Source organism: Buttiauxella sp. 3AFRM03, from assembly GCF_003675305.1.
Lineage (GTDB): Bacteria > Pseudomonadota > Gammaproteobacteria > Enterobacterales > Enterobacteriaceae > Buttiauxella > Buttiauxella ferragutiae.
Window position 1 is genome coordinate 3,455,761 of the sequence record NZ_CP033076.1, and the last position, 23,226, is coordinate 3,478,986.

The window sequence follows — 23,226 nt, forward strand, 5'->3', positions numbered from 1 at the left end:
CCTTAGCGCTCAACCAGGGCAATTCGCCGGTTATAGATATTCATTAGTAACGAAATAGTCAGGCTAATAATTAGGTAAACCGACATCGTTATGGCAATGGTTTCAATGGCTTGACCGGTCTGGTTGAGTACTGTTCCTGCGAACAACGAAACCATATCCGGATAGCCAATAGCGGCCGCCAGAGAGGAGTTTTTCACGATATTGAGGTACTGACTGGTGAGCGGTGGAATGATCACGCGCATGGCTTGAGGAATGATGACCTGGCGCAATGTGACCGGGTTGGGTATCCCTAATGAGCGCGCCGCTTCGTGCTGACCATAAGGGACAGACTGGATTCCGGCACGAATAATTTCGGCAATAAAAGCGGAGGTATAAACCGATAAAGCGAGAGTTAATGCCGCAAGCTCAGGAATAAGTACCATGCCGCCACGGAAGTTAAAACCGCGCAAAGCTGGGACATCCCAGTGCAGTGCTGCGCCGAAAATCCATTGAGCAACAATCGGCAGCAATATCAATAAACCCAAAGCGAAAGGCCATGTACGGCGCAATTGCCCAGTTTTTATCTGGTGCATTTTGTTATATCGATACAGTCCTGCAGAAAGGACCAATGCAGCCGCAATAGCAGCAATAAAGGCCAGTGCTCCTTCACCAATTTGCGGAGAAGGAATATAAAGCCCACGGTTGCTCAGAAAGAGAAGATCAAAGGCATTAACCGCCTGACGGGGGCTAGGTAAGTTGCGCAGTACCGCAAAATACCAAAAGAAAATCTGCAATAAAGGAGGGATATTGCGGAATGTCTCGATATAAAAAGTAGAAAGTTTGCGTAGAAGCCAGTTATCGGAAAGCCGGGCTAAACCGAGAAAGAAGCCGATAAAAGAAGCGAATACGATGCATAACGCAGAAACCAACAGGGTATTTAGCAGGCCGACCACAAATACCCGGCCATAAGTATCACCCTGTTCATAATCAATGAGATGCTGAACGATACCGAAGCCTGCGCTGCGATCCAAAAATGCAAAACCGGAGGTAATGCCACGATTGCTAAGGTTGGTGACGGTGTTGTGTATCAGGTACATGGCGATGCCAGCGACGATGACGACCGCAATAATCTGATACAGCCACGCACGAACCGCAGGATTTGAAAAGGAGATATCCCCTTTTACGAGTGGACGGCGATGGGGCATAAGCGAACCTCAGTTACATAAACTCAAACTTTGGGCACTACAACAGTAGTGCCCATTTCTGACGTCTCGCTTAGCGAACCGGTGGTGCGTACTGAATACCGCCTTTGTTCCACAGGTTGTTCTGTCCACGTTTGATCTTCAGGGGGCTTTCAGAGCCTACGTTATGCTCGAAAATTTCAGCGTAGTTACCCACTTGTTTGACGATGTTGTACGCCCATTTATTGTCGAGTTTCAGGTCTTTACCAAAGTCACCTTCTTTACCTAACAGGTGTGCCATATCTGGTGTTGTTGGATTAGCGGCCATCTGGTCAACGTTTTTAGAATCAATACCCATTTCTTCGGCGTTCAGCATGGCGAACAAAGTCCAGCGTACAATGGAGAACCAGTCTTCATCACCACGGCGGACTACTGGGCCTAAAGGTTCTTTTGAAATCACTTCAGGAAGAACTACCCATTCGCCTGGAGTGCTGAGTTTGATACGAAGCGCATAGAGTTGTGACTGGTCGGAAGCCAGAGTATCGCAGCGGCCTGATTCCAGCGCCTTCGCTGATTCATCGGAGCGGTCGAACGTCACTGGGGTGTACTTCATATTGTTTGCTTTGAAGTAATCGGCCACGTTCAATTCAGTATCAGTACCAGCCTGAATACATACAGTCGCACCATCCAGCTCTTTAGCGCTCTTCAGATCTGCTTTGTTGTGCGTCAGGAAGCCGATGCCATCGTAATAAGTCACGCCAGTAAACATCATGCCCATCCCGGCATCGCGTGAGGAAGTCCAGGTGGTATTACGTGACAGAATGTCCACTTCACCCGATTGCAACGCGGTAAAACGCTCTTTCGCCGTCAGTGGGGTGTATTTCACTTTCGATGCATCACCAAATACCGCAGCCGCAACGCCGCGACAAACGTCTACATCAATGCCGGTAAACTTACCATTGGCATCAGCATAGGAAAAACCTGGCAGACCATCGCTAATCCCACATTGCACAAAACCTTTCTTTTTTACCGCTTCAAACGTGGTCCCAGCGTGAGCCTGGCCGACGATTGCGAATAATGCACCGGCTGCGACCAGAGTGGAGAGTATTGTCTTTTTCATAATGCATCCTGTGTGGCGAAATTATCGTTATAAGTATTGACGCTAGCGTGGCGTCGTTTTTCCTGTCTGTGGCATCTGCCAGTCTGGTTAAAGCAAAGGGAGTGCCAAGATTGCGAGTCGCGGTATGCGTGTACCACGCGTTGCAGTTAGCTGAGTGTAGACAGGAAAAATCGCACACAGCGCCCTGAAACGGTGCAAAAATGAAACCTACGCCACATTTCAGCACAAAAAGTTTCAGTTTTTGATCATATGAAAAGAAGTAGTTTCTGACGTTAATATTAGCTGGGGTGCTATTAATGCAGGGGTGTGAGAGGCATCACGGCTGTTGATGCAACAAAACAAAAAAGTACGAAACTGAGTGATTTGTTTCACGCTAAAAAAGCAGAGCTGATGACTAAAAAAGGAAGGGCCTATTTTTGCTTGCACTTAAACGATGCAGACGGATTTTCCCAATAAAAAAGTGCGCCCTGGTCAGGCGCGCTGTTGCTGATTCGAACGGAATACTTATTTAGTTAACGCAACGATACCCAGCGTTAAACCTGCAATCGCAGCGGCACCACCGGCGATTGCGCCTGCGGTTTCCCAGTTATCCTGAGTCGTACCTTTCATACAGGTATTGGTATGCACTAAACGCCCCTGGTCGTCATAGACCGGTACGCAAGGCGAGTCAGTCGCACAACCCGCCAGAAGTGTAGAAAGCAACGCAGCGGCAATGAGCTTTTTCATATGGAACCTCGTTAACCCAAACCCCGTCCAGGGACGACTTGTGCACCAGGGCTACAGAGTTATCTAAAAACCTGTTGGGGTGAATGAGGCAACTTTATCACTACGCTAAGTCTGGTGAAGAGCGGGGAATAATTGCAATTCATGTGCAGTGTAAACAAAGTGGAGAAAAACGAACTCAGGCAGGTAAATATGGAGAGAAAATGAAGGATGATAATTTTCAGACAATAAAAATCTTATGTCGCGACAATCAGTTATGTCGGGTAAGGAACTATCATATTTTGGAAAAAATATTAATCAATCAATATGTTATGATTATTTATCAGTTCTTCAACAATTCTATGATTCGATTAAGTCGTTCATCATTTTTAGCCTTACTATGAATGTAGGCGTAGATATCCAGAGTGTCTTTCTCCATCCATGGGATAGTGACACAATGAAGATTAAAGTACTCAGGAATGTGTTTTAGTAAAAATTCAGGGAAGAACATGACAAAGTCACTCTTTTCAATACAATGCAGCATGTTGAGTAGAGAGTTTGATCGATAACGGATAATCCTCTGGTGAGAGTTTGCATACAGTTTTTCGGGTAGGTACGCATTGGTTTCAGCTGAACTTAGGACGGCATGTTCTTCGTTCATCCATTGTTCAAGGCTTAAGTTATCTTTAATTCTCGGATGCCCCATACGACACAAACCAATAATTTTAGATTGGGCAATCCTTGTAGAAATGAAAGAGTGGTTATATTTAATTGCAGAACCAATATCAATATCCACTTCTCTTGAAACCAAAGCGGTAATCCGCTGATCTTCGAGCATGATACGGTTATTAAATGTGAATGATACCTGATCGGATATTTTATTGTTTTTTAGCAATTTATTCATTAAATAATATTCAATCATAGTATTGGTTCGAATGAATATGTTAGATACTTCTGTTTGGTTGCTACCACTAATCATAATTGAATGTGATATTTCTTCGTCAATTTTCTTAAAGGATGGATAGAGCTGGCTGGCAACTGGAGTTGCTTTTAGCCCTCTGGCTGATTTGATAAAAAGGACGTCATGATAATAATCACGTAGTTTATTTAATGAGTATGTTAGTGTCGGCGACGATATCCCAAGTGCCTGAGCTGATTTAGTCATACTTTTTGTTTCAAAAATCATCACCAGCGTTTTGATTAGGTTGTAGTCGAATTTATTGCTCACAAGTTAACTTCCTATAAAATCATATATTTACTATGTGTTATAAAGTTTTTTAAAGCGCGACTTCTAAAAACTTCTATTGTGTATTGGTCCAGAAGACGGCCTAATAATGGCCTTCAACGCGCAAATTAAAAGAAGGTTTAATGAAACTCCTGACCGATAAGTCCAAGTTTGAAAAATGGTTTATACAAGATTATCTGCGTATTAACAGCTGCCCTCTGAACCCCTCAATATTCACTGACGAAGAACTGGAGTCTATCCTGCAAGAATCGTTACCAGAATCATTTCCTTGTCTGGTTTTTTTCGATTCGCATGATGCCCGTCCTTTCGGAGAACAATTAAGATATGTATATAAGAAGGAGTTAAGGCTAATGCAAAAGTTACTGGAAGGAAATGAATTTACTCATTGAAAAATGAAGTAAGTTGTTTCAATTAATAACTTGATTCACGTGGTGAATATTATGTTTTGTATTCATTTGTTTTGTGAGTTTTAAATCAACAATAATGTCATTTCGTCTAAAGGATTGTTGAGTACCATTTTTCATAATTAAGATTTAAGCATATAAATGCAGTTGATGTCATAATTCCCCGGATTTCTTAGCATGGAACGCTATTTCCCTGATAAATAACTTTCTTCCATGACCACCAACAACCCATAGTTCCTTTATCTACTCCACTTCCCGGAAGAACCAGGCTTATTTTGATACTCTCAGAGATTAAAAAAGGCGCTTCCCCATGCCGAGTAGCGCCTTTTTAAACAACAACTTAACTGATTAATATCAGTTCATGCCGTATTATCACAAGTGCTGTTTTTTAACGTTCTAGCTTGTTCCGCAATGTTCTTCATCTTTTTGATATAAAACGGAAATATTTATTTTCTTGTTCCAGCTTGTTCATACTCGTTTAGCTTCATACACTCAACGGTGTATCACGTGGTGTATCACGTGGAAAATATGAACTGAGGTTTTTCATGGCTGGAAGCACCAACAAGCTGAGCGATAAAAAATTAAAGAACCTTCTAAATAGTGATCGAGAAAAAGAAGAAAATTTTGCCGATGGTGACGGCCTCAGTGTGAGGGTGTCACGTTCTGGTGTTGTTAGCTGGGTGTTTTCTTATCGCATTGGTGGCCGTGCTTCCAGGCTGGAGCGGTTGAAGCTCGGAAACTACCCTGATATGAGTCTGAAACTGGCGCGTGAGCGGCGGGAGCAATGTCGGGCATGGCTGGCTGAAGGGAAAGCACCAAAGCACCAGCTCAATGCAACGGTGCAGGAAACGCTTAAGCCCGTCACCGTGAGTGATGCGCTCAAGTACTGGATAAAAGAGTATGCAACAGAACACCGCGCCAACGTGGTACGCCATCAGGCGCAATTAGAAAAGCATATCTACCCCTATATCGGCTCTCTGCCGCTATCCATGTGTGAAACACACCACTGGTTAGAATGTTTCGACCGAACCAAACAGGATTCACCCGTCGCAGCCGGCTACATACTCCAGATGTGTAAGCAGGCGCTCAAGTTTTGCCGCGTTCGCCGCTATGCCACCAGCAACGCCCTGGACGATCTGACTATTCAGAGTGTCGGGAAAAAGCAGGAGGTAGGCGACAGGGAGCACGACGACGACGAGATCGGCGATATCTGGCGCTCATGTACTGAGAAGAAATTTAAACCCTACAGCGCGGCGTTGCTACGGTTGCTGGTGGTGTTTGGCTGCCGTTCGCAGGAGGCGCGTTTATCTCGTTGGGATGAATGGGATTTAAAGAAATGGATCTGGACGGTACCCAAAGAGCACAGCAAAGGTGGCGTGAAGATTCTCAGGCCGGTACCGGAGGCTTTGCGGTCGTTTATCGAGACACTACACCAACAGCACAAAGACAGCGGCTTGTTACTGGGTGAGATAAAGGAGTCATCCAACGTTAGCCAGTGGGGAAGAGGCATCTATAAACGCCTTGGTCATAAAACTCCGTGGTCACTCCACGACTTGCGCCGCACGTTCTCCACCACGCTAAATAATTTAGGCATAGCGCCACACGTGGTGGAGCAGCTCCTTGGCCACACCATGCCAGGCGTTATGGCCGTGTACAACAAAAGCCAATATTTGCCCGAAAAACTGGATGCCCTGAATATCTGGATGGAGCGCCTCGATGTACTAGCAGGCAATCATGAGAATATTATTTTATTGCAGGTTAAAAAATGAAGATAAAAACAAAAAATGATTTTTTAAGTATTCCGTTTATAAAGAAATGTGCATTTTCTATAGTGAATTATGAATGTCTTAATAATTTAGATGATATGGAGTTACTGGCTCAATTGAGCTTCAGGTATATGCTTATGGAGTCTATTGAGTCAGTAAGTGAAACCGATGATAGTGAAATTCAGTTATTGTATAATGACCTTGAAAAGTTAATGAAATACGTAATCCTTGCTGATGACTTTGAATATGCAAAAAATGATTGTGATGTTATTTCCGACGAGTATATACATCTTGCAGGGGGGATGTTTGTTGAACCACTGTCTAGGCTTGATTTGCGTCTATTGACTGAAAAAATTGCTTTGCAAGGCGCTGGTGCTGGTTACGCACTTCTTCCTACTGATGAAGATTATGAATTCTCTCAACAAAATAGTGATTGTAATGATACTGCCATAAACAGCGAAGCTGACAGCTTCAGGTTTAATATGGAAAGTATTGATAAAGTAACTGACTGTGATGATTCTATAAATATTTCCTTGGACTTAACGCGCACTGATAGTGAATTAATTAAAGAAATATCAAAGCTCCTTCCATTATGGAGGTCTGAACTCGGTATTGAAGTAAATAAACTAATTGAGTACAAAGGGTGGGTGCATTTAAGGAAACGGGTTATTGAATATAAGGTAATTCCAATTCTTGATGTGTTAAATTATTTGTCTTTGTCAAAATTAAAAATAAATACAACCGCTTTGTTACTAATCGTGTTCCCTGATGGGGAAAAAGATGTTTTTTCCTATAATAAAACAATCATGCCTTTTATTGCAAAATTGAAAAGCGAAAATTACAGGCATAAGGCATTTGTGGAAATTCTAAGTAATAGAATTGGTGATGATAGTTGAATAAAAAAATAATTTATCTTTTATAGTTTTTTTAACTTCGAACGTTGGAAGAATGCCCCTGAACGAAAATAAACACTCAGGGGCATTAATGAACAAGCAAGATTTAACACCAGATCGCATTGTGCGTGAGCGGGAATGTAAGCAACTTACAGGACTGGCACGCACAACCCGCTACGTGATGGAGAAAGCCGGTAATTTCCCTACCCGCCGCCAGCTCGGTGGCCGTTCTATGGGCTGGATGCTTTCCGAGGTTACGGAATGGCTCGCCAGTCGTACTAAAATCACTTCTGATAACCAGGCGGCGTAATCATGAAGCGCCAACCCTGCCGGATGCCTATCAGCCGATCTTCTTGCGGCTGTTTACCTGCTAATCAAAATTTGCTGCGTCTGATCCGGTGCCCTAGTGATTCTTCTACCAGAGGAGCTGTTGGTTCTGGCTCTTCTTCCTTTGCGGGTTCCAGTTGGCTGAGCTGTTTGCGCTGGCTTAAACCATCCTCAGCTGCGCTAATCAGTGCGTTAATTTCTTCCCCGGCTTTACTGCCAATCTCTTTTACTCGTGCCAGTGCATTGAGGGCTGATATCAGAGCATCTTCACTCGTTTCGCCGAGTTTTCGGCGGGCTATCTCATTACGGAAGGCAGCGATAACGAATGATGGCATTGACTCACCGTTGTGCCTAACAGCTTCAATACCCTCAACGAGCTCATGCGGTACACGTGTGGATATCATTTGTGACTTTGCGTTTTTCATGCCTGTAGCCATCTGTCTTACTCCTCTATGAAAAGTGTAGGCATAGTACATGAAAAGTGTAGTCAAAAAAAGGTTGACGTGTAGTCAAAGTAGTATAGGATTTGACTACACCAAATTAATAAGTGTAGTCATTATGATTTGGAGGCTCAAATTGAGTGACCAAAAGACAACGCCCCACCAGTGCAGCAACACGGGCAGGGCGTCTTATCACAACGTAACATCGGGAAACATTATGACTAATAGCAAGTGTATCACACCGGAGCTGCGCCAGAAATTCACCTGGTTATTTCTGGGCACACCAAAGGGCGAAGAATGGACGGGATTACCCCCGTAACCCTGCGCACCGTAGCTGATAGTGAGGAAGAGGCTTGCGCTAAGTTCTCTTCATGGGATTTAACGTTCGCCGCCAAAATTCGCACTGAAAGTACGATTAACACCGGATGGGCTGACCCTGAGAGCTTCACGCTATGGACGATGATCGGTACCGATATCAGGCAATCCGTTCAGGAAATGGCGGGGGTGCTTCATGGTTAATTCACCTCTTCCAGCCGATCATGTCATCCGTGTACTGGTGACCATCAGGAACGGTGCAGTTATCAGCGAGACAGTATTACCTCAACGGGTGCTTGTCGCTTCTGTCGATGAATTTATCGAACTGACAGCACAGGCCGGACAACTTCACGATTTAGCGAACGCCGCTAAGGAATAAAACCATGAAAAAGAAACTTAATCAGGCCCAGCCTGAGGGCGTCGCTCAATCTGAAATCCGTCCAGGCGACAAATGGAAAGACAGCCATGGGACAAAAATCACCATCACGCACTGCACACCAAACCGCGTGGCGTACATCCGGGAAGGTTACACACATCCGTGTTTTTGCTCACCAGACAGACTACGCCGGGAGTTTACCTGTGCGAAGCCAAACACCCTGACCGAATGGGCGACCACCACCAGCCCGCGGGAAATGGCGAAAAATTTACGCACACTGATTAACGCATTGAGGGCGAGCAAATGAGCATGGCTAAAAAAATACCTGACGCCGTTTTTTCGTGCCTGTACCGCTTCATGCAGCACGGTGGAGAACTTGACCGCCTGACGCTGGCCGCCGCCATTAAGCAGACCGCGGAGGATGCACCGGAAGGGGCGATCATTCGCCAGCTCGAGCAGTTGCGCATTGAGGGCTATAACGCCATACAGGAGCGCGGCCTGTTGCCGGGTAACAATCCAGAGAAGGCCCGCATCAATCGCTTTACGCTGGTGGAGGAGGTGCTGGGCGTTGAGGTGGCTAAGGGAATTTTGACGGACAGCAGGATAAGCGCGTTATTTCCGGTTGTGCCACCTGAGGTAAGAAAAACTACACTTCCCCTTAGCGTGGGTTCTGCCGGTTACGATCGCCAGCTCGACTTCACGTTAAAAGGTTACCTGCCCGCCAATAGTCTTTGCAGTATTTACGGGCCGAGCGGCTCTTATAAATCGTTTCTGGCGGTGTCATGGGCTTGTCATATTGCAGCGGGGAAAAAATGGGCGGGCAGACGTGTAGCCGGTGGTTCAGTGCTCTATGTGGTGGGGGAGGGCGGGATAGGTGTGCCACGCCGTGTGAAAGCATGGGAGAACGCCTATAACGCCGGTGAATCACTGACAGCGCTATATCTGGTTAACCGTCCGGTGTTTCCGGTTCGCAGTGAAGAAGTTACCCAGGTCATCCTTGCCGCCCGGCAGGTGGAAGCCACAACCGGTGAGCCGGTGCGCTTTATTGTGATTGATACCCTGGCGCGTTGCTTTGGTGGGAATGACGAGAATGACGCTCGTGATATGGGGGCGTTTATCGAAGGCTGTGACCATATCAAGCGTGAAACGGGCGCTACACTGCTGGTGGTTCACCATTCAGGTAAAGACGATACCAAAGGGGCAAGAGGCTCGAGCGCTTTCCGTGCGGCGCTGGATGTTGAGTTTAACGTAAGGCGCGAAGATGACGGCGGTGCGTTGATACTGACGTGTACCAAAATGAAAGATTCCGAGGAGCCTGCCACCAGCGCTTACGACCTGAGAACGGCAGAGCTGTTCACCGATGAAGATGGAGAGCAAATTTATTCGCTGGTGGTGATGGATATTCCACGTGAGCCACGAAGCCTTGATCCGGAGCTGGAAGGGGTTAACAACCTGACCGGTAACCACGCGGCCCTCTGGCAATGTATACGCAGCAGGATAGCCAAAGGTGAGCCATGTACCCGCGCCATACTGCGTGACGATATGGAAGCCATGATGGGAGATAAGGGCAGGAAATCCTTTCACCGGTGGTTAGAAAAGCTGGAGCGTGACGAGCTGATCACCATTGATTCTGCTGGCGTGGTAACCCCACTCGGAAGGGGGTAAAACGCGGCAATAGTGCGGCAGGTGCGGCAAATAACCCTGTTGCCGCACTTTGCTTGTATATATACAGAAGAAGTGCGGCAAACGTCAAAAAAACCAGACACCACGCGGCTTAGAGCTTGCCGCACTGCTCATGCAGGTGCGGCAATATTTTTCTTGCTCAATATGCGGCATGAAGTGCGGCAGGTGCGGCAAATAACTGATTGTAACCAGATGCATTGAGGGCTTTTTATGAACGATTACGAAATTTTGAGTCTTACGCCAGTGATACCAGGCTGGTGGGCGATGTTTTCGGAAGGTGATGGAAAGAAATGGTTTTCCCCCGTTGCGGCGTGGGCAGTATGCTAGGCAGAAACACAGGGGTGGGCTAGTCGTCTTATTCTCCCCTGCCTTACGGGTGAGTGCGGAATAACGCCAACAGACCAGAACTGCGAGCTGCTTTATCTTCCAAAGGGTAAATTCAGGCTATCTGATAATGCTGGTTGCTTTGCCTGGTACCTTGAGCACAACACACAGGAACGTCTGGGTAACGTCATGCCATTACCGGATTATATCAGCGTGAGAGACCCGGAATTGTCTGACGTTAAAAACCTGACGGATAACCACATCACACTCTGGCAACGTATCAAAGAGCGAATGGCTAACGGTGAGCCGTGTAACAAGTCTGTTTTACGTGATGACATCAAAGGCATGCTGGGCGACAGGGGCTACAAATCGTTTGGCAAATGGCTGGACAAGCTGGTGCGTTCTGGGGTGATTGGTGTCAGGCGGTCGGGCGTTATCTTCATCCCGGTTCAGCAGTAAGTCATGGCCTGCCATCGGCACGGGCTTTTGTTATTATCGCCCTGGGTAATTAACGCGGGGTACTCATGAAATATTTTGATTTGGTCTAGGTGGCACTGATTACCGTCAGTGTGCTGGCAAAGCGCGAAGGAACGCCACGCAATAAACATTATGTCTTGGTTGTTTTTCACCCGATTTGTGAGCAATAGCACAGGGTGTTGTGGTGAGTCTGATAGTAATAGCCAGGTGACAACCTTGCCTGGCTATTTTCCTGTTATTTTATTTCACGAGTAGAGGAGGTAAATAGTAGGTCGCAAGCATCAAAAGTAAGAGTACGGCACCAACAATTGAAATGCGCACTTTCACTCGTAGCCAGTCGGTATATTCTCTTGGAAGATTTTTAATAAAGCGGATCTGTTCATTGTCCATATCTCTCGTATGGAATGCATTTTCCTTGAAATAAAGAGCTTTGATATAAAAAGCATCTCTCATAAACGAAAAAAATACTCCACTATCTTGATAAATGAGCACTTCCGCAGGACGCGCATTAAATTTATCAACAAATAAGGTACACAGATCGATGAATTTTTGTTTTGTCTTCACGTAGTGGATGGCATAGACAATGTATGCGATTATGCCGAGAATCATTAAAATTCCACTAATTGCATTTCGGTACGTAACGATAAAATCAATCACCGAAAGTCTCATATAACTGCTCCCCACCCAATTCACCTAATGCACCACCTGCGCTCCCACCAAGAAAGCCTAAACCTGCTCCAGCAATAACAACACAGGCAACTCCTCCAACGCCAGCGGTGCCAATACCTATAGCAACACAAAGTGGGACAGCAAAACCACCAGCAAATACACTGCCTACATTACTCGCAGCAAAACTACCGATCTCAGTATATTTTTTCCTGGTACATTCATCTTCCCGCCTTCCTGAATCCGTAGGGCTGCCCGCCGCCACGCTGACAAAGTATTAGAATAACTACATGCTATGCTTTAATGAATATATAATAGAGAACAGATTCTGCCAGAAGAAAAACAACACTAACCAGCAGGAGTGAGAATTTTATTTTAATCCATCGGGTCATTTCTTTAGGTAGTGAATTAATAAAATCATAGTGTTCAGATTTTACATCTCTAACAATGAAATTGTTTTTACTGAAAATAAGAATACACAAAAAATAAATATCTTTCTGGAAGGTTAAAAATATGCCACCAGCTTGAGCTAGTGTTATTCCTCCTGGTATGAATCCAAATTTTTCATGGAAAGCATTGCATAATGTTTTGTGCTGTCTGTTTTTAAACGTCGAGTACCCAAATGCTAAAATAGTAGAAGCAATAAATAATAAAAAAAGCAATGTAAGTATAGCTTTCATTTTATTTACCTACCGTGCCATAGATAAATTCACCAATCGTTTCGCCAGCGGGTGATGCTAGTTCCCCTCCCACATAACCGCCGGAAGCGCCGAGTATTATTCCACAGGCTAATGCACCAGAACCGCCAGCTGCCATTGTTGCAGCACCTAAAACTAGTGAACATACGCCCATGCCAATAGCGCCACCTACTAGACCGCCAGCGACCCCTCCAGAAAAACTCCCTACTTCCGTATATTTTTTCTTGCTACATTCGTCTTCACGGCCTACTGAACATGCCGCGTTTATTTCATTCATTGAATGCAAAGCGCTAAATCCTATACCAATATAGCCAGCATATTGCATCGCTTTTGTATATTTTGCAGCTCGCTCTATATGTGTGGCATAACCGTCAATGTCCCTGACTCCTGTTTCATTCCACTGATGTGTGATAGAGCTGGTGGACAGGCCAAGGGCATGTTTTATTTTCGTGTATTCACCCAATTTCATCGCTTTATTCAGGAAGCCGACTTTAAGCACGGTATCAAGTTCTTTGAATAACTGGCTGCGTCTTACATGGAACTGCTCACCTATCAACGCACCGCGTGTTAAATAGGTGTTCTTGTAGGTCTCCTGAATCTCATTGAGTATTTTTTCGATGTTCTCGAAGTATTTTTTGACCGGTTCAGCCGCAAGTCCAATCCCTTTTTCTGCAATGCTGGTGAAATTGGCTATCGTGGCGTAATGCTGATGCAGGAAGTTCGCTTCCTGGTGTGTCAGTGGCGCTAACGCGGTGTCAATACGTTCTTTTGCCGCCTGCATATGGGCGATTTGCTCACTGTCCTGCTTATCAGGATCAACCAGCAGCATAATAGAGCCGGCTTTGTATTCATTACCTGCGATATTCAGCACAGCAAACAACTCTTTGGCTCCTGCTGGAGGTTGTCCGGAGAATAACAGACGTTGCCAGCCTTCTGTTGTGCCTCCATAGGGGATAACGGCAAAACCCGCGTCGACGCCTTTGGGTTCTGGCTCTTTTTTTGCGGACTGTGCGTGTTGAATGGGTTCCGGTAGCTCAGGGATATCGACAAGGTGAGATAAATCGGAGTGTGTTCCTGTCGCTACGCCGTCCAGCTCATAGTAATCGGTGAAAACTGATGGAATAAAACGAGCCTGGCAGGGGCAGGTGCTCACGCTGTGTAACGTACCTGCAATTCTATTACCATGAACCCTGTCGCGGATACCTCCGGCGATCATGTATTTGCCAGGGTGTTTGCCGCATGTCACTTCATCCCTTTCACAGGCTATGTCTTTACCGAAATGTTGATGATTACTACAACCCCCGGCAATGACACCGCCGCACTCTGTTTTGTCCCTTCTGAACAGGTAATATCCTTTTGCCATTAGTGCTTACTCCCGGACATGGTTAATAATCCTTCCGGGAGGTTGTCACCTTCACGAAATACCAGGATATTGCTGGATTGCGGAGTCGAGATTATTTCATCGCCGTTATCAAGCATACTGCCAACAAGTGCAGCAGATGCCCCTTGCATAACACGCGCTTCACCTGAACCAGAAACAATAGTGGCTTCACTGCCGTCGGCGTACATCACTTTATCCCCAACTCGTGCCACCTGATACCCGCCTGCCGTGCTGCCTCCGGATGCATGGCGAATTTCTCCACCGTTACGACTGAGACTTCCTGCCGTAGCGAATCGAAAAATGTAAGCTAACGGGCGACTGACTTGTTGCTTGTTGATTTCTTCAAGCTCTTTTCGTGTTTCGCTGTCACAGCTTGCTAACAGGTCTTCGCCGTAGGGTGGATGTGAAAACGATTCACGGATTTCGGGCGTGATTTCGTTGGTGTATTGCTGCATAACTCCCTCTGCTTATTATGGAAATATTTTCACCTGCATAGTACGAAACACAACCATAAGAGCAATAACTATCAGACTTAAGCAAAACCACGTTTTGTAACAAGTGGTAATTACGCGTCGTGGTCATGGCCTGACGATGCCATGGGGAGAGGCTGGACATAACTCACTGACATTCTTAGATTCATCCGTTATGGATAAACGCAGGAATGGGGATGAGCAGTATTCGGGTTCGGCAGTATCAGCCAAAGTGCAAAAAAGCACTTAGGAATAAATACAGCTACTTAACAACACATCATCATCCAAGGCAGGTATAACGATTTCCGTTACTCTTCACTGACGTAATCCGACTTACACTAATGCTGGTAGTTACCTACCGCAGGGAGCCTCCAGCATTCAACCGTTGTGAAAATCACCATGGTTGATGGTGAAAGGTACTTTCCAGAATATGAACGTCCCGAGGGGCTTTAGACGCGCAAAACCGCGCTATTTACGAGCTCTCCAGAAAAAAACACTCCACCACCACTTGATTAAAATATAAACAAAGGGGGTTTTATGAATTCAACATTTTTAGTTTCACAACAAGAGCTTGCAGATAATTTTGGTGTAGACCGAACAACTATCCGCGCCTGGACTAAGCAGGGCTTGCCATGCATTGAGGGGGATCGTGGCAAATCACACCAGTACCACCCTGGCATTACAATGTGGTGGCGCGTCGGTGCACAGTATGCTGAAAAAATGAAGCTGAGAAATTTAACTGGAGTTCAGTGTATTGCCCTCGGTCGTGAGTATGCTGACATCGATGCAACCGAGCACAATATTGATGATTTCGTAACATACATAGCAGGTATCGGTATCGGTGAGGTTGAGGCGTATGCTGGCTTCTACTTTGCCAGAGGCATTGCTGCTGGTCGTGGTTCATCCGTCGCCAGTGTGCAAAAATATCGGCAGGAATTTACCAAAAACCTGGCTCACGCGAAGGTGTAATACACCATATGAATAAATGAATACCAGCCAAATTCCTCTGGGGTTGGCTGTGACATCCACCGGGGTAGTTATACCAATGGATAAGGCCATGTCTTCACCTTGCTCGTCAGCAGCATTTGCCGGTTCATTTGCCGGTTTGTTCAAGGGTTTTCGGAGCTGGATTTTCTGTCTAAAACATCGATGTAAAACAGATGCCATGCGTCCACATCATATCCCGCAGCCCGCGTGGTTTGGGAGAACCAGCTAATTTTGGAAGGTTTTGCAACGCACTCTCTGAAACATAAATATGGCGCGCCACCTCCTCTTGTGTTGCCATCAAATTACCCCCAAAGAAACCGGCAAATACATTCCTTGAAAATTTTCATAAATAGCACACTTTTGCGCGTCTAAAGCCCCTCGGCGTTCAGATCTCTCCGGAAGTACCTTTTGTTTGGTTGTCGCATTACACACTATTCAAGCCATTTTCAATTGCCAGAAAACTTGGTGTAGTTCACCAGACCTGAGTATCGGACTCTATACATCCACTATCGGCACATGTTCATTTCTGCTGGAAATTAATTAATACGTTCCGTTTTGTTCACTGTTGTTTACGGTCATACATCGCACCGTGTATCACGTGGTGTATCACGAGCATCAAAAAAGGCGCTCCCCCATGCCGAGTAGCGCCTTTTTAAACAACAACTTAACTGATTAATATCAGTTCATGCCGTATTTTTTCAATTTTTTACGCAGCGTGCCACGGTTGATGCCCATCATCAGGGCAGCGCGGGTTTGGTTGCCACGGGTGTATTGCATCACCATGTCCAACAATGGCTGCTCTACTTCAGCCAATACCAGCTCATACAGATCACTAACATCTTGACCATTCAGTTGAGCAAAATAGTTCTTCAGTGCTTGTTTCACGGAGTCACGAAGAGGTTTTTGGGTAACCTGATCCTGTGAGTTAACGGTGGAAACGGTTAGTACGTCAGAATTTACGCGTTGTTCGAACATAGTTCTGTCAGCTCTTTATTTCTAATTACGCAAGATTTTCGAAGTATGCCTCCAACGCCTCAAGCTGTTCGCTTGCATCTTCAATGGCGTTGAATGTGCGCCGAAACTGGTCATTTGGAGCGTGTTCCTGTAGGTACCAGGAAACGTGTTTGCGAGCAATTCGGTATCCCTTAGCATGACCATAAAAGTCATGTAGTTCCCCAATATGCCCACAAAGTAAGCGCTTCACCTCTGCCAGAGGCAGGGGAGGAAGCAGCTCTCCAGTGTCCAGATAATACTGGATTTCCCGAAAGATCCAGGGTCTTCCCTGAGCCGCGCGTCCTATCATAAGAGCATCAGCCCCTGTGTAGTCGAGCACAGCTCTGGCTTTAAGCGGGTCAGTAATGTCACCATTCGCGATTACCGGAATGGAAACTTTCTGCTTAACTGCCCGAATGCTGTCGTATTCAGCGTCGCCCTGAAATAAACAGGCGCGTGTGCGTCCATGAATCGTCAAAGCTTGAATGCCACAGTCTTCAGCCAGTTGGGCAATCTCTTCACAGTTACGGTGCGCCGTATCCCAGCCAGTGCGAATCTTCAACGTTACAGGCACGTCCACTGCGTTAATTACCGTTGTCAGGATAGATTTCACCAGACTTGGGTATTGCAGAAGTGCTGAACCCGCGAGCTTACGATTCACTTTCTTTGCCGGGCATCCCATATTGATATCAATAATCTGGGCGCCATTAGCCACGTTAATACGTGCGGCCTCTGCCATCTCATCAGGGTCACTACCGGCAATTTGCACGGTGCGAATACCTGGTTCATTCACGTGCACCATCCGTAAACGTGATTTATCACTCGCCCAAACTTCAGGGTTAGAGGACATCATCTCGGAAACAGTCAGTCCGGCCCCCATCTCGTAACACAGCGTCCTGAATGGCCTGTCAGTGATGCCAGCCATAGGTGCTGCAATCAGTCGATTTCTGAGCTGGTGTTGTCCAATGCGCATGAGTTAAGAAATGACCATACTTGCCTGCAAGGCGGCGTATATTACGCATTTTTGACCTGAGATGAAAGGCCAAACTTTGAACAATCAGCTGTCGTAGATCAATGAATCCGCATCCTGTGCGATAGCATAAATAAATTAATGATTAATTTCATTGTGTTAGCTTGAGGTGGTTGTTTTGTGCTCTTTTCATTTTTAGTGAAATTGGAAAGCAATTAACATTATTTTAGGCGCAAAGCGCCAGATAAACTGCTGCTTTGTTCAGCAGTTTTGGCATTTTTCTGCGAGGAATGTCTCATTTTGGTGCCGGGATTCGTCTATTCAGACCTTGGGGCAATAAACGAGAAAGCGGGAGTTTACTCCCCCGCAATAAGTGGTTTACTCAACAATTTCACTGCCATGCAAGGGTTGTGTTGGGCGGTTATTTCCATGATGCATTGCTGTGGTGAATTGTTTCAATTGCTGCACCGAGAGTGTCACAGGATGCTTCATCACTAGCCAGCGTACACCTTCAGAGCAGGGTGGAGTGGTTAGCGAACCGCTGAAACGATAATGGGACAGATCCTCTGGTAGTAATTTGTTCACATCGATTTTTTGTTTTAATTCTGCTTTTTCATCGGCTTTGGCTGGCATCGTCTGCCAGAGTTTAGCGAGTTCACTGTTGGCAGTCCCGGTTTCAAACATCACTGCGACGACGGCAATCTCTCCCTCAGCATTTTTATGCACCAGGTGCATTTCCATGGCGAAATGTTTGCCATTGAGAGTGTTTTCGCTTGGCGCATGGAAATGGAGTTGCTGAAGCTGGAAAGGAACGCCATCAATTGTCACCACATCTTTCACACTGGCTGCGAAACCCGCCTGGATAGTATGGCCGTTATTTATGATGTTGATAGGGGAGTCTACATAACTAGATTTTAGCGGGTTGATATGCGCTTTTAGCGTATTTTTGATGTCAATTGGCGACTGATTCATCCCCACTTTACAAGTTTGGTTTTCTGGGCTGACTTCGGCCCAATGTTCTGGCGAGCCTTCACCTTCGTAACTCCAGTGAGAGGCCATGGCTAAAGCGGGCAGCATTCCCATAGTGAGAATTGCCAGCGTGCGTAAAGTGGTTTTCATTGATTCATTCCCTGATAAATTTTATTAAATAGCGTCGTTTAACTGACATGTTTGAAGCGGCGCATTGTAAAACTCGGTTTTCAGGAAAGAGTGGGCAAAAATGGCGGGGCAATAAAATCAGGTATTAACTTTTACTTAAAGTGGCCAGTTGGCCACTTTAAGGGGGAAGGGGGACTTAGCGTTTGATACCAGTAATGCGGCACCATTCTTCTTTTTCGGCGACAGGATCAAGGGTGAATTTGTCCTGATACGCTTCGCAAACACTTTCGGCCTGGCTTGCCAGCACGCCAGAAAGCCCAAGGAAACCGCCCTGAACAGGCAGCACGCTGATTAAAGGAGCTAACTCACGTAAAGGCCCTGCAAGGATGTTTGCGACCACGACATCGGCGCTCATGGCTTCTGGCTGGTCTTGTGGCAGATACAGCTCCAGGCGTTCAGAAACACCGTTGCGTTCTGCGTTATCACGGCTGGCCTGAATGGCTTGTGGGTCGATATCAATACCAATCGCTTTAGCAGCACCCAGTTTCAGCGCCGCAATCGCAAGAATGCCGGAACCACAGCCGAAATCGATAACGGTTTTGCCTGCCAGATCCAGTCCATCAAGCCACTCAAGGCACAAAGACGTAGTTGGGTGAGTGCCAGTTCCGAACGCAAGACCTGGGTCGAGCATCACGTTTACCGCATTCACGTCTGGCACATCACGCCAGCTCGGGCAAATCCACAGGCGCTGGCCAAAACGCATCGGGTGGAAGTTATCCATCCATTCACGTTCCCAGTCTTTATCTTCGAGTTGCTCGATTTTGTGACGGAAACCCACGCTCAGCAGTGGGCAGTTTTCGAGAATCGCGACGACTTCTTTCATGTCCGTTTCAGCGTCGTACAAACCGATTACATCGGTATCGCCCCATAAACGGGTTTCGCCAGGTAATGGCTCGAATACCGGTGTGTCATGGGTATCCTGAAAGGTCACGGATACAGCACCGCTTTCGATCAGTGCATCGCCGAGTTCTTCAGCGGTTGCGCCGGTAGTATTAATTTTCAGTTGAATCCATGGCATAGCGAAACTCTTTATTTATCAGTAGTTGGAACGAGTGCTGGTGCAGGCAGCGGCTGACCGAAACGGTTGCCTACCAGGAACGCCAGCAAACTTAGTAATAAGGATGGCACAATGGGGTGGAAGCCAAATAACTGGATTTTGAAACTCGCCAGCACCGCATACAACCCGCCACCGACAATCATTGCACTTAGCGCGCCCGCAGCATTGGCTCGCTCCCAATAAAGGCCGAGCACTAAAGGCCACAGGAATACCGCTTCAAGCCCACCAAACGCCAGCAAATTCAGCCAGATGATCATTTCTGGTGGGCGCCATGCCGCGAGTAGTAGCAACGCACCCAGAATCAACGTGATCACCGATGACATTCTTTTCAGACGCCTTTCGTTAGTGATCTGATCCGGTCGCATATTCAGATAAAGATCTTTGACGATCGTAGCGGATGATTGCAGCAATTGGGCGTTAATTGTCGACATAATTGCCGCCATGGGTGCCGCAAGAAATATTCCCGCCGCTATTGGTGGCAACACCGTGACCATCAACGTTGGGATAACCAAATCAGGGACTTTCAAATCCGGTATCACTGCACGGCCTAACGCGCCCGCCAGATGCATACCAAACATCAAAATCGCGACCACAATTGTGCCGAGGATAATGCCCCGGTGCACGGCTTTGCTGTCTTTATAAGAGATGCAGCGTACCGCCGTGTGCGGCAAACCAATCACGCCGAAGCAGACCAGCACCCAGAATGAGGTCATGAACGTCGGGGAAAGGATGTCATCGGCACCCTGCGGTGAAACGAGTTTAGGGTCGATATGCTGCAGCGTATCTACTGCGTTGTGCAAACCACCGGCTGCGTGAACGATGCCCACCAACAGCAAAATCGTGCCGACCAGCATCACCATGCCTTGCATTGCGTCGTTGAGAACGCTGGCACGGAAGCCACCAAACGCGGTATACAGCGCAATGCTGATACCAAAAATCAGCAATCCCGTTTCGTAAGGAATACCGGCTGCCGTCTCCAGTAAGCGTGCGCCACCGATGAACTGCACGGTCATCGCGCCAACAAAAGCCACTAACAGGCTAAGACTCGCCAGCCAAACCAGCAGACGGCTTTGATAACGGGCGAACAACATGTCATTCAGGGTAACGGCGTTATAGCGACGTGCCAGAATGGCAAACTTTTTACCCAGAATACCCAGAGATAACCATACCGCCGGTAATTGAATCATTGCCAGCAAAACCCAGCCCAGCCCATATTTATAAGCAGCTCCAGGCCCGCCAATAAATGAACTGGCACTGATATAAGTGGCGGTTAGCGTCATCGCTAATACAAACCCGCCCATCGAGCGGCTACCCAGGAAATATTCGTTGAGGAAATTACCTGTGGTGCGGCGTTTCATGGCGTACATGGAAATGCCAAAAACCACTAATAGATAGGCTACCAGCGGTAATACGACTTCAAGCTGCATGATCATCCTCCAGAGGAATATCACGGAAGATAAACTTCACCATTGCCCAGCACAGTAAAATGAACAGCAAAGGTACCAGCAGGCACGCCATTTCAAACCAGTGCGGTAGGCCAGTTGGGCCGATTTCATTACCAGGTAAGTAAGCAGCCACTAACCATGCGGCAAGATAGAGAAGGGTTAGCCAAAGCGCCCAGCGGGCTTCTTTATGGGCCTGAACAAAACGCGCGTCCATTATTGTCCCTTGAGTTGGCGGAAAGCGGCGATTGTAACGCATAGCGAGAAGATGGGGATCAAAAAAGAAAAAGGCCGGAGAACCGGCCTTATCACGATGTTACTTCTTGAGAAAACTTAGTCCTGAAGACCCAGTTTTTTCTCCAGATAGTGGATGTTAGTTCCACCGTGCTGGAAGTTTTCATCGTTCATGATGCGAGTCTGCAAATCAACGTTGGTTTTGATGCCATCGATGATCAGTTCAGCCAAAGCATTTTTCATGCGAGAAATCGCGACTTCACGCGTTTCACCGAAGCAGATCAGTTTGCCAATCATGGAATCATAATACGGCGGTACGGTGTAACCGGCGTAAATGTGTGATTCCCAACGCACACCAAAACCACCTGGCGCATGGAAGCGAGTGATTTTGCCTGGGCTTGGCAGGAAGGTATTCGGGTCTTCGGCGTTGATACGGCATTCTACCGCATGGCCTTTAACATGAACGTCTTCTTGCTTGATAGACAGCGGCTGGCCTGCAGCAATGCGCAGCTGTTCTTTAATCAGGTCAACGCCGGTGATCATTTCTGTTACCGGGTGCTCAACCTGAATACGGGTGTTCATTTCAATGAAGTAGAACTCACCGTTTTCGAACAGGAACTCGAAAGTACCTGCACCGCGATAGTTGATATCAACACAGGCTTTAGCACAGCGTTCGCCGATGAATTTACGCAGTTCCGGCGTGATGCCCGGTGCTGGCGCTTCTTCAACCACTTTCTGGTGACGACGCTGCATAGAGCAGTCGCGTTCTGCCAGGTAAACCGCTTTGCCCTGGCCGTCAGCCAATACCTGAATCTCGATATGGCGTGGGTTTTCCAGGTATTTTTCCATATAGACCATGTCGTTGTTGAAAGCAGCTTTCGCTTCCGCACGGGTCATATTAATGGATTGTTCCAGATCGGCATCGCTACGTACGACACGCATACCACGACCGCCGCCACCGCCAGACGCTTTGATAATAACCGGGTAGCCAATGCGTTTAGCATGAGCACGGTTTTTATCCATATCGCCGTCAAGAGGGCCGTCAGAGCCTGGTACGCAAGGTACGCCAGCTTTCTTCATTGCGTTGATTGCAGACACTTTATCGCCCATCAGACGAATAGTTTCAGCACGCGGGCCAATGAAGATGAAGCCTGAACGTTCAACTTGCTCGGCAAAGTTGGCGTTTTCAGACAAGAAGCCATAACCTGGGTGAATCGCAACTGCACCAGTAATTTCTGCTGCAGAGATGATTGCCGGGATATTCAGATAGCTTTTTACCGACGGAGCGGGACCGATACAAACAGTTTCATCCGCCAGTAATACGTGTTTTAAATCGCGATCCGCAGTGGAGTGCACAGCGACAGTCTTGATACCCAGTTCTTTACAGGCACGAAGAATACGCAGAGCAATCTCGCCACGGTTAGCGATGACAATTTTATCCAGCATAATCGCCTCGTTACTCGATGACGACCAGCGGCTCGTCAAATTCAACCGGTTGGCCATTCTCAACCAGGATGGCTTTCACCACACCGGCTTTGTCAGCTTCGATCTGGTTCATCATTTTCATTGCTTCAACGATACACAGAGTGTCGCCAACGTTAACCTTCTGGCCAACTTCAACAAATGACTTAGCATCCGGGCTTGGGGTGCGGTAGAAAGTACCGACCATTGGGGAACGCACGATGTGACCACTGATTTCAGCAGCCGCTGGTGCTTCTGCCGGAGCGGCAGGTGCAACAACGTTAGACAGGCCAGGTTGCGGCTGTGGCTGGTACATTGGAGCAGCATAAGCCTGTTGCATCATTGGGTAACCGGTGTTTGCCGGTGCACGACTGATGCGTACAGATTCTTCGCCCTCAGAAATTTCCAGTTCAGAAATGCCTGATTCTTCAACCAGCTCGATCAGTTTTTTAATCTTACGAATATCCATGAGTGGG

The 23,226-nt window shown here is 46.9% G+C and carries 27 protein-coding genes; 10 read left to right on the forward strand and 17 right to left on the reverse strand.

Annotated elements, in window-relative coordinates; all coding sequences use genetic code 11:
• Nucleotides 1-2: 2 nt before the first annotated feature.
• The 4 genes from D8682_RS17620 to D8682_RS17635 all read right to left on the reverse strand — a co-directional run bounded on the left by D8682_RS17620 (nucleotide 3) and on the right by D8682_RS17635 (nucleotide 4,210).
• Nucleotides 3-1,184 carry an amino acid ABC transporter permease gene (locus D8682_RS17620; RefSeq protein WP_121814785.1) on the reverse strand — a complete coding sequence of 394 codons (1,182 nt, stop codon included), beginning with the start codon at nucleotides 1,182-1,184 and terminating at the stop codon, nucleotides 3-5.
• A gap of 70 nt (nucleotides 1,185-1,254) precedes the next feature.
• Nucleotides 1,255-2,280, reverse strand: coding sequence for an amino acid ABC transporter substrate-binding protein (locus tag D8682_RS17625; protein WP_064543014.1), 1,026 nt, complete (start codon nucleotides 2,278-2,280; stop codon nucleotides 1,255-1,257).
• Nucleotides 2,281-2,784: 504 nt separating this feature from the next.
• Complete coding sequence (locus D8682_RS17630; protein ID WP_121814786.1) at nucleotides 2,785-3,006, reverse strand: hypothetical protein; 222 nt, start codon at nucleotides 3,004-3,006, stop codon at nucleotides 2,785-2,787.
• A gap of 319 nt (nucleotides 3,007-3,325) precedes the next feature.
• On the reverse strand, nucleotides 3,326-4,210 hold the full coding sequence (locus D8682_RS17635; protein WP_121814787.1) for a LysR family transcriptional regulator: 885 nt from the start codon (nucleotides 4,208-4,210) through the stop codon (nucleotides 3,326-3,328).
• Nucleotides 4,211-4,350: 140 nt separating this feature from the next.
• On the opposite strand from D8682_RS17635, the gene D8682_RS17640 reads away from it, so the two are divergent.
• From D8682_RS17640 to D8682_RS17655, 4 genes are all read left to right on the forward strand, one after another.
• Entirely contained in the window at nucleotides 4,351-4,617 is a 267-nt protein-coding gene (locus D8682_RS17640) for a hypothetical protein (RefSeq protein ID WP_064543018.1), read from the forward strand.
• A 560-nt stretch (nucleotides 4,618-5,177) separates the two neighbouring features.
• Entirely contained in the window at nucleotides 5,178-6,401 is a 1,224-nt protein-coding gene (locus tag D8682_RS17645) for a site-specific integrase (protein ID WP_121814788.1), read from the forward strand.
• Nucleotides 6,398-7,294, forward strand: a complete 897-nt coding sequence (locus tag D8682_RS17650; protein WP_121814789.1) for a DUF6387 family protein — start codon at nucleotides 6,398-6,400, stop codon at nucleotides 7,292-7,294. The genes D8682_RS17645 and D8682_RS17650 overlap by 4 nt, the downstream gene beginning before the upstream one ends.
• A gap of 88 nt (nucleotides 7,295-7,382) precedes the next feature.
• Complete coding sequence (locus tag D8682_RS17655) at nucleotides 7,383-7,601, forward strand: AlpA family transcriptional regulator (RefSeq protein WP_121814790.1); 219 nt, start codon at nucleotides 7,383-7,385, stop codon at nucleotides 7,599-7,601.
• Nucleotides 7,602-7,665: 64 nt separating this feature from the next.
• Here D8682_RS17655 and D8682_RS17660 read toward each other — a convergent pair whose 3' ends face one another.
• Nucleotides 7,666-8,055, reverse strand: a complete 390-nt coding sequence (locus D8682_RS17660) for a YlcI/YnfO family protein (protein ID WP_202914344.1) — start codon at nucleotides 8,053-8,055, stop codon at nucleotides 7,666-7,668.
• Nucleotides 8,056-8,355: 300 nt separating this feature from the next.
• On the opposite strand from D8682_RS17660, the gene D8682_RS17665 reads away from it, so the two are divergent.
• From D8682_RS17665 to D8682_RS17685, 5 genes are all read left to right on the forward strand, one after another.
• Nucleotides 8,356-8,577: a host cell division inhibitor Icd-like protein gene (locus D8682_RS17665; protein ID WP_238392777.1), complete on the forward strand. Its 222-nt coding sequence runs from the start codon at nucleotides 8,356-8,358 to the stop codon at nucleotides 8,575-8,577.
• Nucleotides 8,570-8,752 carry a hypothetical protein gene (locus tag D8682_RS17670; RefSeq protein ID WP_121814791.1) on the forward strand — a complete coding sequence of 61 codons (183 nt, stop codon included), beginning with the start codon at nucleotides 8,570-8,572 and terminating at the stop codon, nucleotides 8,750-8,752. Before D8682_RS17665 ends, D8682_RS17670 begins: the two co-directional genes overlap by 8 nt.
• Before the next feature lie 4 nt (nucleotides 8,753-8,756).
• Nucleotides 8,757-9,056 (forward strand): DUF4222 domain-containing protein, encoded by a 300-nt coding sequence (locus tag D8682_RS17675; protein WP_121814792.1) that lies wholly within the window; start codon nucleotides 8,757-8,759, stop codon nucleotides 9,054-9,056.
• Nucleotides 9,053-10,414, forward strand: coding sequence for a helicase RepA family protein (locus tag D8682_RS17680; RefSeq protein ID WP_121814793.1), 1,362 nt, complete (start codon nucleotides 9,053-9,055; stop codon nucleotides 10,412-10,414). Before D8682_RS17675 ends, D8682_RS17680 begins: the two co-directional genes overlap by 4 nt.
• Nucleotides 10,415-10,945: 531 nt before the next feature.
• The gene (locus D8682_RS17685) at nucleotides 10,946-11,215 is read left to right on the forward strand and encodes a hypothetical protein (RefSeq protein ID WP_121814794.1); all 270 of its coding nucleotides are present in this window, start codon (nucleotides 10,946-10,948) and stop codon (nucleotides 11,213-11,215) included.
• A 258-nt stretch (nucleotides 11,216-11,473) separates the two neighbouring features.
• On the opposite strand, the gene D8682_RS17690 is transcribed toward D8682_RS17685, so the two are convergent.
• The 4 genes from D8682_RS17690 to D8682_RS17710 all read right to left on the reverse strand — a co-directional run bounded on the left by D8682_RS17690 (nucleotide 11,474) and on the right by D8682_RS17710 (nucleotide 14,433).
• On the reverse strand, nucleotides 11,474-11,902 hold the full coding sequence (locus D8682_RS17690) for a hypothetical protein (RefSeq protein ID WP_121814795.1): 429 nt from the start codon (nucleotides 11,900-11,902) through the stop codon (nucleotides 11,474-11,476).
• Nucleotides 11,903-12,192: 290 nt separating this feature from the next.
• A complete protein-coding gene (locus D8682_RS17700) occupies nucleotides 12,193-12,579 on the reverse strand; it encodes a hypothetical protein (RefSeq protein WP_202914345.1) in 387 nt (128 codons plus the stop codon).
• Nucleotide 12,580: 1 nt separating this feature from the next.
• Nucleotides 12,581-13,960 carry a PAAR domain-containing protein gene (locus D8682_RS17705; RefSeq protein ID WP_121814796.1) on the reverse strand — a complete coding sequence of 460 codons (1,380 nt, stop codon included), beginning with the start codon at nucleotides 13,958-13,960 and terminating at the stop codon, nucleotides 12,581-12,583.
• Complete coding sequence (locus D8682_RS17710) at nucleotides 13,960-14,433, reverse strand: PAAR domain-containing protein (RefSeq protein ID WP_121814797.1); 474 nt, start codon at nucleotides 14,431-14,433, stop codon at nucleotides 13,960-13,962. Before D8682_RS17710 ends, D8682_RS17705 begins: the two co-directional genes overlap by 1 nt.
• 552 nt (nucleotides 14,434-14,985) lie before the next feature.
• On the opposite strand from D8682_RS17710, the gene D8682_RS17715 reads away from it, so the two are divergent.
• Nucleotides 14,986-15,417 (forward strand): hypothetical protein, encoded by a 432-nt coding sequence (locus D8682_RS17715; protein WP_121814798.1) that lies wholly within the window; start codon nucleotides 14,986-14,988, stop codon nucleotides 15,415-15,417.
• Nucleotides 15,418-16,113: 696 nt separating this feature from the next.
• Here D8682_RS17715 and fis read toward each other — a convergent pair.
• The 8 genes from fis to accB form a co-directional block, all read right to left on the reverse strand.
• Entirely contained in the window at nucleotides 16,114-16,410 is a 297-nt protein-coding gene (fis, locus tag D8682_RS17725; RefSeq protein ID WP_003855228.1) for a DNA-binding transcriptional regulator Fis, read from the reverse strand.
• A 25-nt stretch (nucleotides 16,411-16,435) separates the two neighbouring features.
• Complete coding sequence (gene dusB / locus D8682_RS17730) at nucleotides 16,436-17,401, reverse strand: tRNA dihydrouridine synthase DusB (RefSeq protein ID WP_034459869.1); 966 nt, start codon at nucleotides 17,399-17,401, stop codon at nucleotides 16,436-16,438.
• A gap of 375 nt (nucleotides 17,402-17,776) precedes the next feature.
• Entirely contained in the window at nucleotides 17,777-18,517 is a 741-nt protein-coding gene (locus tag D8682_RS17735) for a carbonic anhydrase (RefSeq protein WP_121814800.1), read from the reverse strand.
• Between the two features lie 175 nt (nucleotides 18,518-18,692).
• Entirely contained in the window at nucleotides 18,693-19,574 is an 882-nt protein-coding gene (prmA, locus tag D8682_RS17740) for a 50S ribosomal protein L11 methyltransferase (protein WP_121814801.1), read from the reverse strand.
• A gap of 11 nt (nucleotides 19,575-19,585) precedes the next feature.
• A complete protein-coding gene (gene panF, locus D8682_RS17745; protein WP_064543024.1) occupies nucleotides 19,586-21,040 on the reverse strand; it encodes a sodium/pantothenate symporter in 1,455 nt (484 codons plus the stop codon).
• Complete coding sequence (locus D8682_RS17750) at nucleotides 21,030-21,272, reverse strand: YhdT family protein (protein ID WP_064543027.1); 243 nt, start codon at nucleotides 21,270-21,272, stop codon at nucleotides 21,030-21,032. The genes panF and D8682_RS17750 overlap by 11 nt, the downstream gene beginning before the upstream one ends.
• Nucleotides 21,273-21,388: 116 nt before the next feature.
• Complete coding sequence (accC, locus tag D8682_RS17755) at nucleotides 21,389-22,735, reverse strand: acetyl-CoA carboxylase biotin carboxylase subunit (protein ID WP_064543029.1); 1,347 nt, start codon at nucleotides 22,733-22,735, stop codon at nucleotides 21,389-21,391.
• A 10-nt stretch (nucleotides 22,736-22,745) separates the two neighbouring features.
• Nucleotides 22,746-23,219 carry an acetyl-CoA carboxylase biotin carboxyl carrier protein gene (gene accB, locus D8682_RS17760; RefSeq protein WP_064543031.1) on the reverse strand — a complete coding sequence of 158 codons (474 nt, stop codon included), beginning with the start codon at nucleotides 23,217-23,219 and terminating at the stop codon, nucleotides 22,746-22,748.
• Between the last annotated feature and the right edge of the window lie 7 nt (nucleotides 23,220-23,226).

Excerpts from the sequence above, each read along its gene's own strand:
- D8682_RS17620 (WP_121814785.1), bottom strand. The coding sequence starts at position 1,184 with ATGCCCCATCGCCGTCCACTCGTAAAAGGGGATATCTCCTTTTCAAAT.
- D8682_RS17625 (WP_064543014.1), bottom strand. The coding sequence starts at position 2,280 with ATGAAAAAGACAATACTCTCCACTCTGGTCGCAGCCGGTGCATTATTC.
- D8682_RS17630 (WP_121814786.1), bottom strand. The coding sequence starts at position 3,006 with ATGAAAAAGCTCATTGCCGCTGCGTTGCTTTCTACACTTCTGGCGGGT.
- D8682_RS17640 (WP_064543018.1), top strand. The coding sequence starts at position 4,351 with ATGAAACTCCTGACCGATAAGTCCAAGTTTGAAAAATGGTTTATACAA.
- D8682_RS17645 (WP_121814788.1), top strand. The coding sequence starts at position 5,178 with ATGGCTGGAAGCACCAACAAGCTGAGCGATAAAAAATTAAAGAACCTT.
- D8682_RS17650 (WP_121814789.1), top strand. The coding sequence starts at position 6,398 with ATGAAGATAAAAACAAAAAATGATTTTTTAAGTATTCCGTTTATAAAG.
- D8682_RS17655 (WP_121814790.1), top strand. The coding sequence starts at position 7,383 with ATGAACAAGCAAGATTTAACACCAGATCGCATTGTGCGTGAGCGGGAA.
- D8682_RS17660 (WP_202914344.1), bottom strand. The coding sequence starts at position 8,055 with ATGGCTACAGGCATGAAAAACGCAAAGTCACAAATGATATCCACACGT.
- D8682_RS17665 (WP_238392777.1), top strand. The coding sequence starts at position 8,356 with ATGGACGGGATTACCCCCGTAACCCTGCGCACCGTAGCTGATAGTGAG.
- D8682_RS17670 (WP_121814791.1), top strand. The coding sequence starts at position 8,570 with ATGGTTAATTCACCTCTTCCAGCCGATCATGTCATCCGTGTACTGGTG.
- D8682_RS17675 (WP_121814792.1), top strand. The coding sequence starts at position 8,757 with ATGAAAAAGAAACTTAATCAGGCCCAGCCTGAGGGCGTCGCTCAATCT.
- D8682_RS17680 (WP_121814793.1), top strand. The coding sequence starts at position 9,053 with ATGAGCATGGCTAAAAAAATACCTGACGCCGTTTTTTCGTGCCTGTAC.
- D8682_RS17685 (WP_121814794.1), top strand. The coding sequence starts at position 10,946 with ATGCCATTACCGGATTATATCAGCGTGAGAGACCCGGAATTGTCTGAC.
- D8682_RS17690 (WP_121814795.1), bottom strand. The coding sequence starts at position 11,902 with ATGAGACTTTCGGTGATTGATTTTATCGTTACGTACCGAAATGCAATT.
- D8682_RS17700 (WP_202914345.1), bottom strand. The coding sequence starts at position 12,579 with ATGAAAGCTATACTTACATTGCTTTTTTTATTATTTATTGCTTCTACT.
- D8682_RS17705 (WP_121814796.1), bottom strand. The coding sequence starts at position 13,960 with ATGGCAAAAGGATATTACCTGTTCAGAAGGGACAAAACAGAGTGCGGC.
- D8682_RS17710 (WP_121814797.1), bottom strand. The coding sequence starts at position 14,433 with ATGCAGCAATACACCAACGAAATCACGCCCGAAATCCGTGAATCGTTT.
- D8682_RS17715 (WP_121814798.1), top strand. The coding sequence starts at position 14,986 with ATGAATTCAACATTTTTAGTTTCACAACAAGAGCTTGCAGATAATTTT.
- fis (WP_003855228.1), bottom strand. The coding sequence starts at position 16,410 with ATGTTCGAACAACGCGTAAATTCTGACGTACTAACCGTTTCCACCGTT.
- dusB (WP_034459869.1), bottom strand. The coding sequence starts at position 17,401 with ATGCGCATTGGACAACACCAGCTCAGAAATCGACTGATTGCAGCACCT.
- D8682_RS17735 (WP_121814800.1), bottom strand. The coding sequence starts at position 18,517 with ATGAAAACCACTTTACGCACGCTGGCAATTCTCACTATGGGAATGCTG.
- prmA (WP_121814801.1), bottom strand. The coding sequence starts at position 19,574 with ATGCCATGGATTCAACTGAAAATTAATACTACCGGCGCAACCGCTGAA.
- panF (WP_064543024.1), bottom strand. The coding sequence starts at position 21,040 with ATGCAGCTTGAAGTCGTATTACCGCTGGTAGCCTATCTATTAGTGGTT.
- D8682_RS17750 (WP_064543027.1), bottom strand. The coding sequence starts at position 21,272 with ATGGACGCGCGTTTTGTTCAGGCCCATAAAGAAGCCCGCTGGGCGCTT.
- accC (WP_064543029.1), bottom strand. The coding sequence starts at position 22,735 with ATGCTGGATAAAATTGTCATCGCTAACCGTGGCGAGATTGCTCTGCGT.
- accB (WP_064543031.1), bottom strand. The coding sequence starts at position 23,219 with ATGGATATTCGTAAGATTAAAAAACTGATCGAGCTGGTTGAAGAATCA.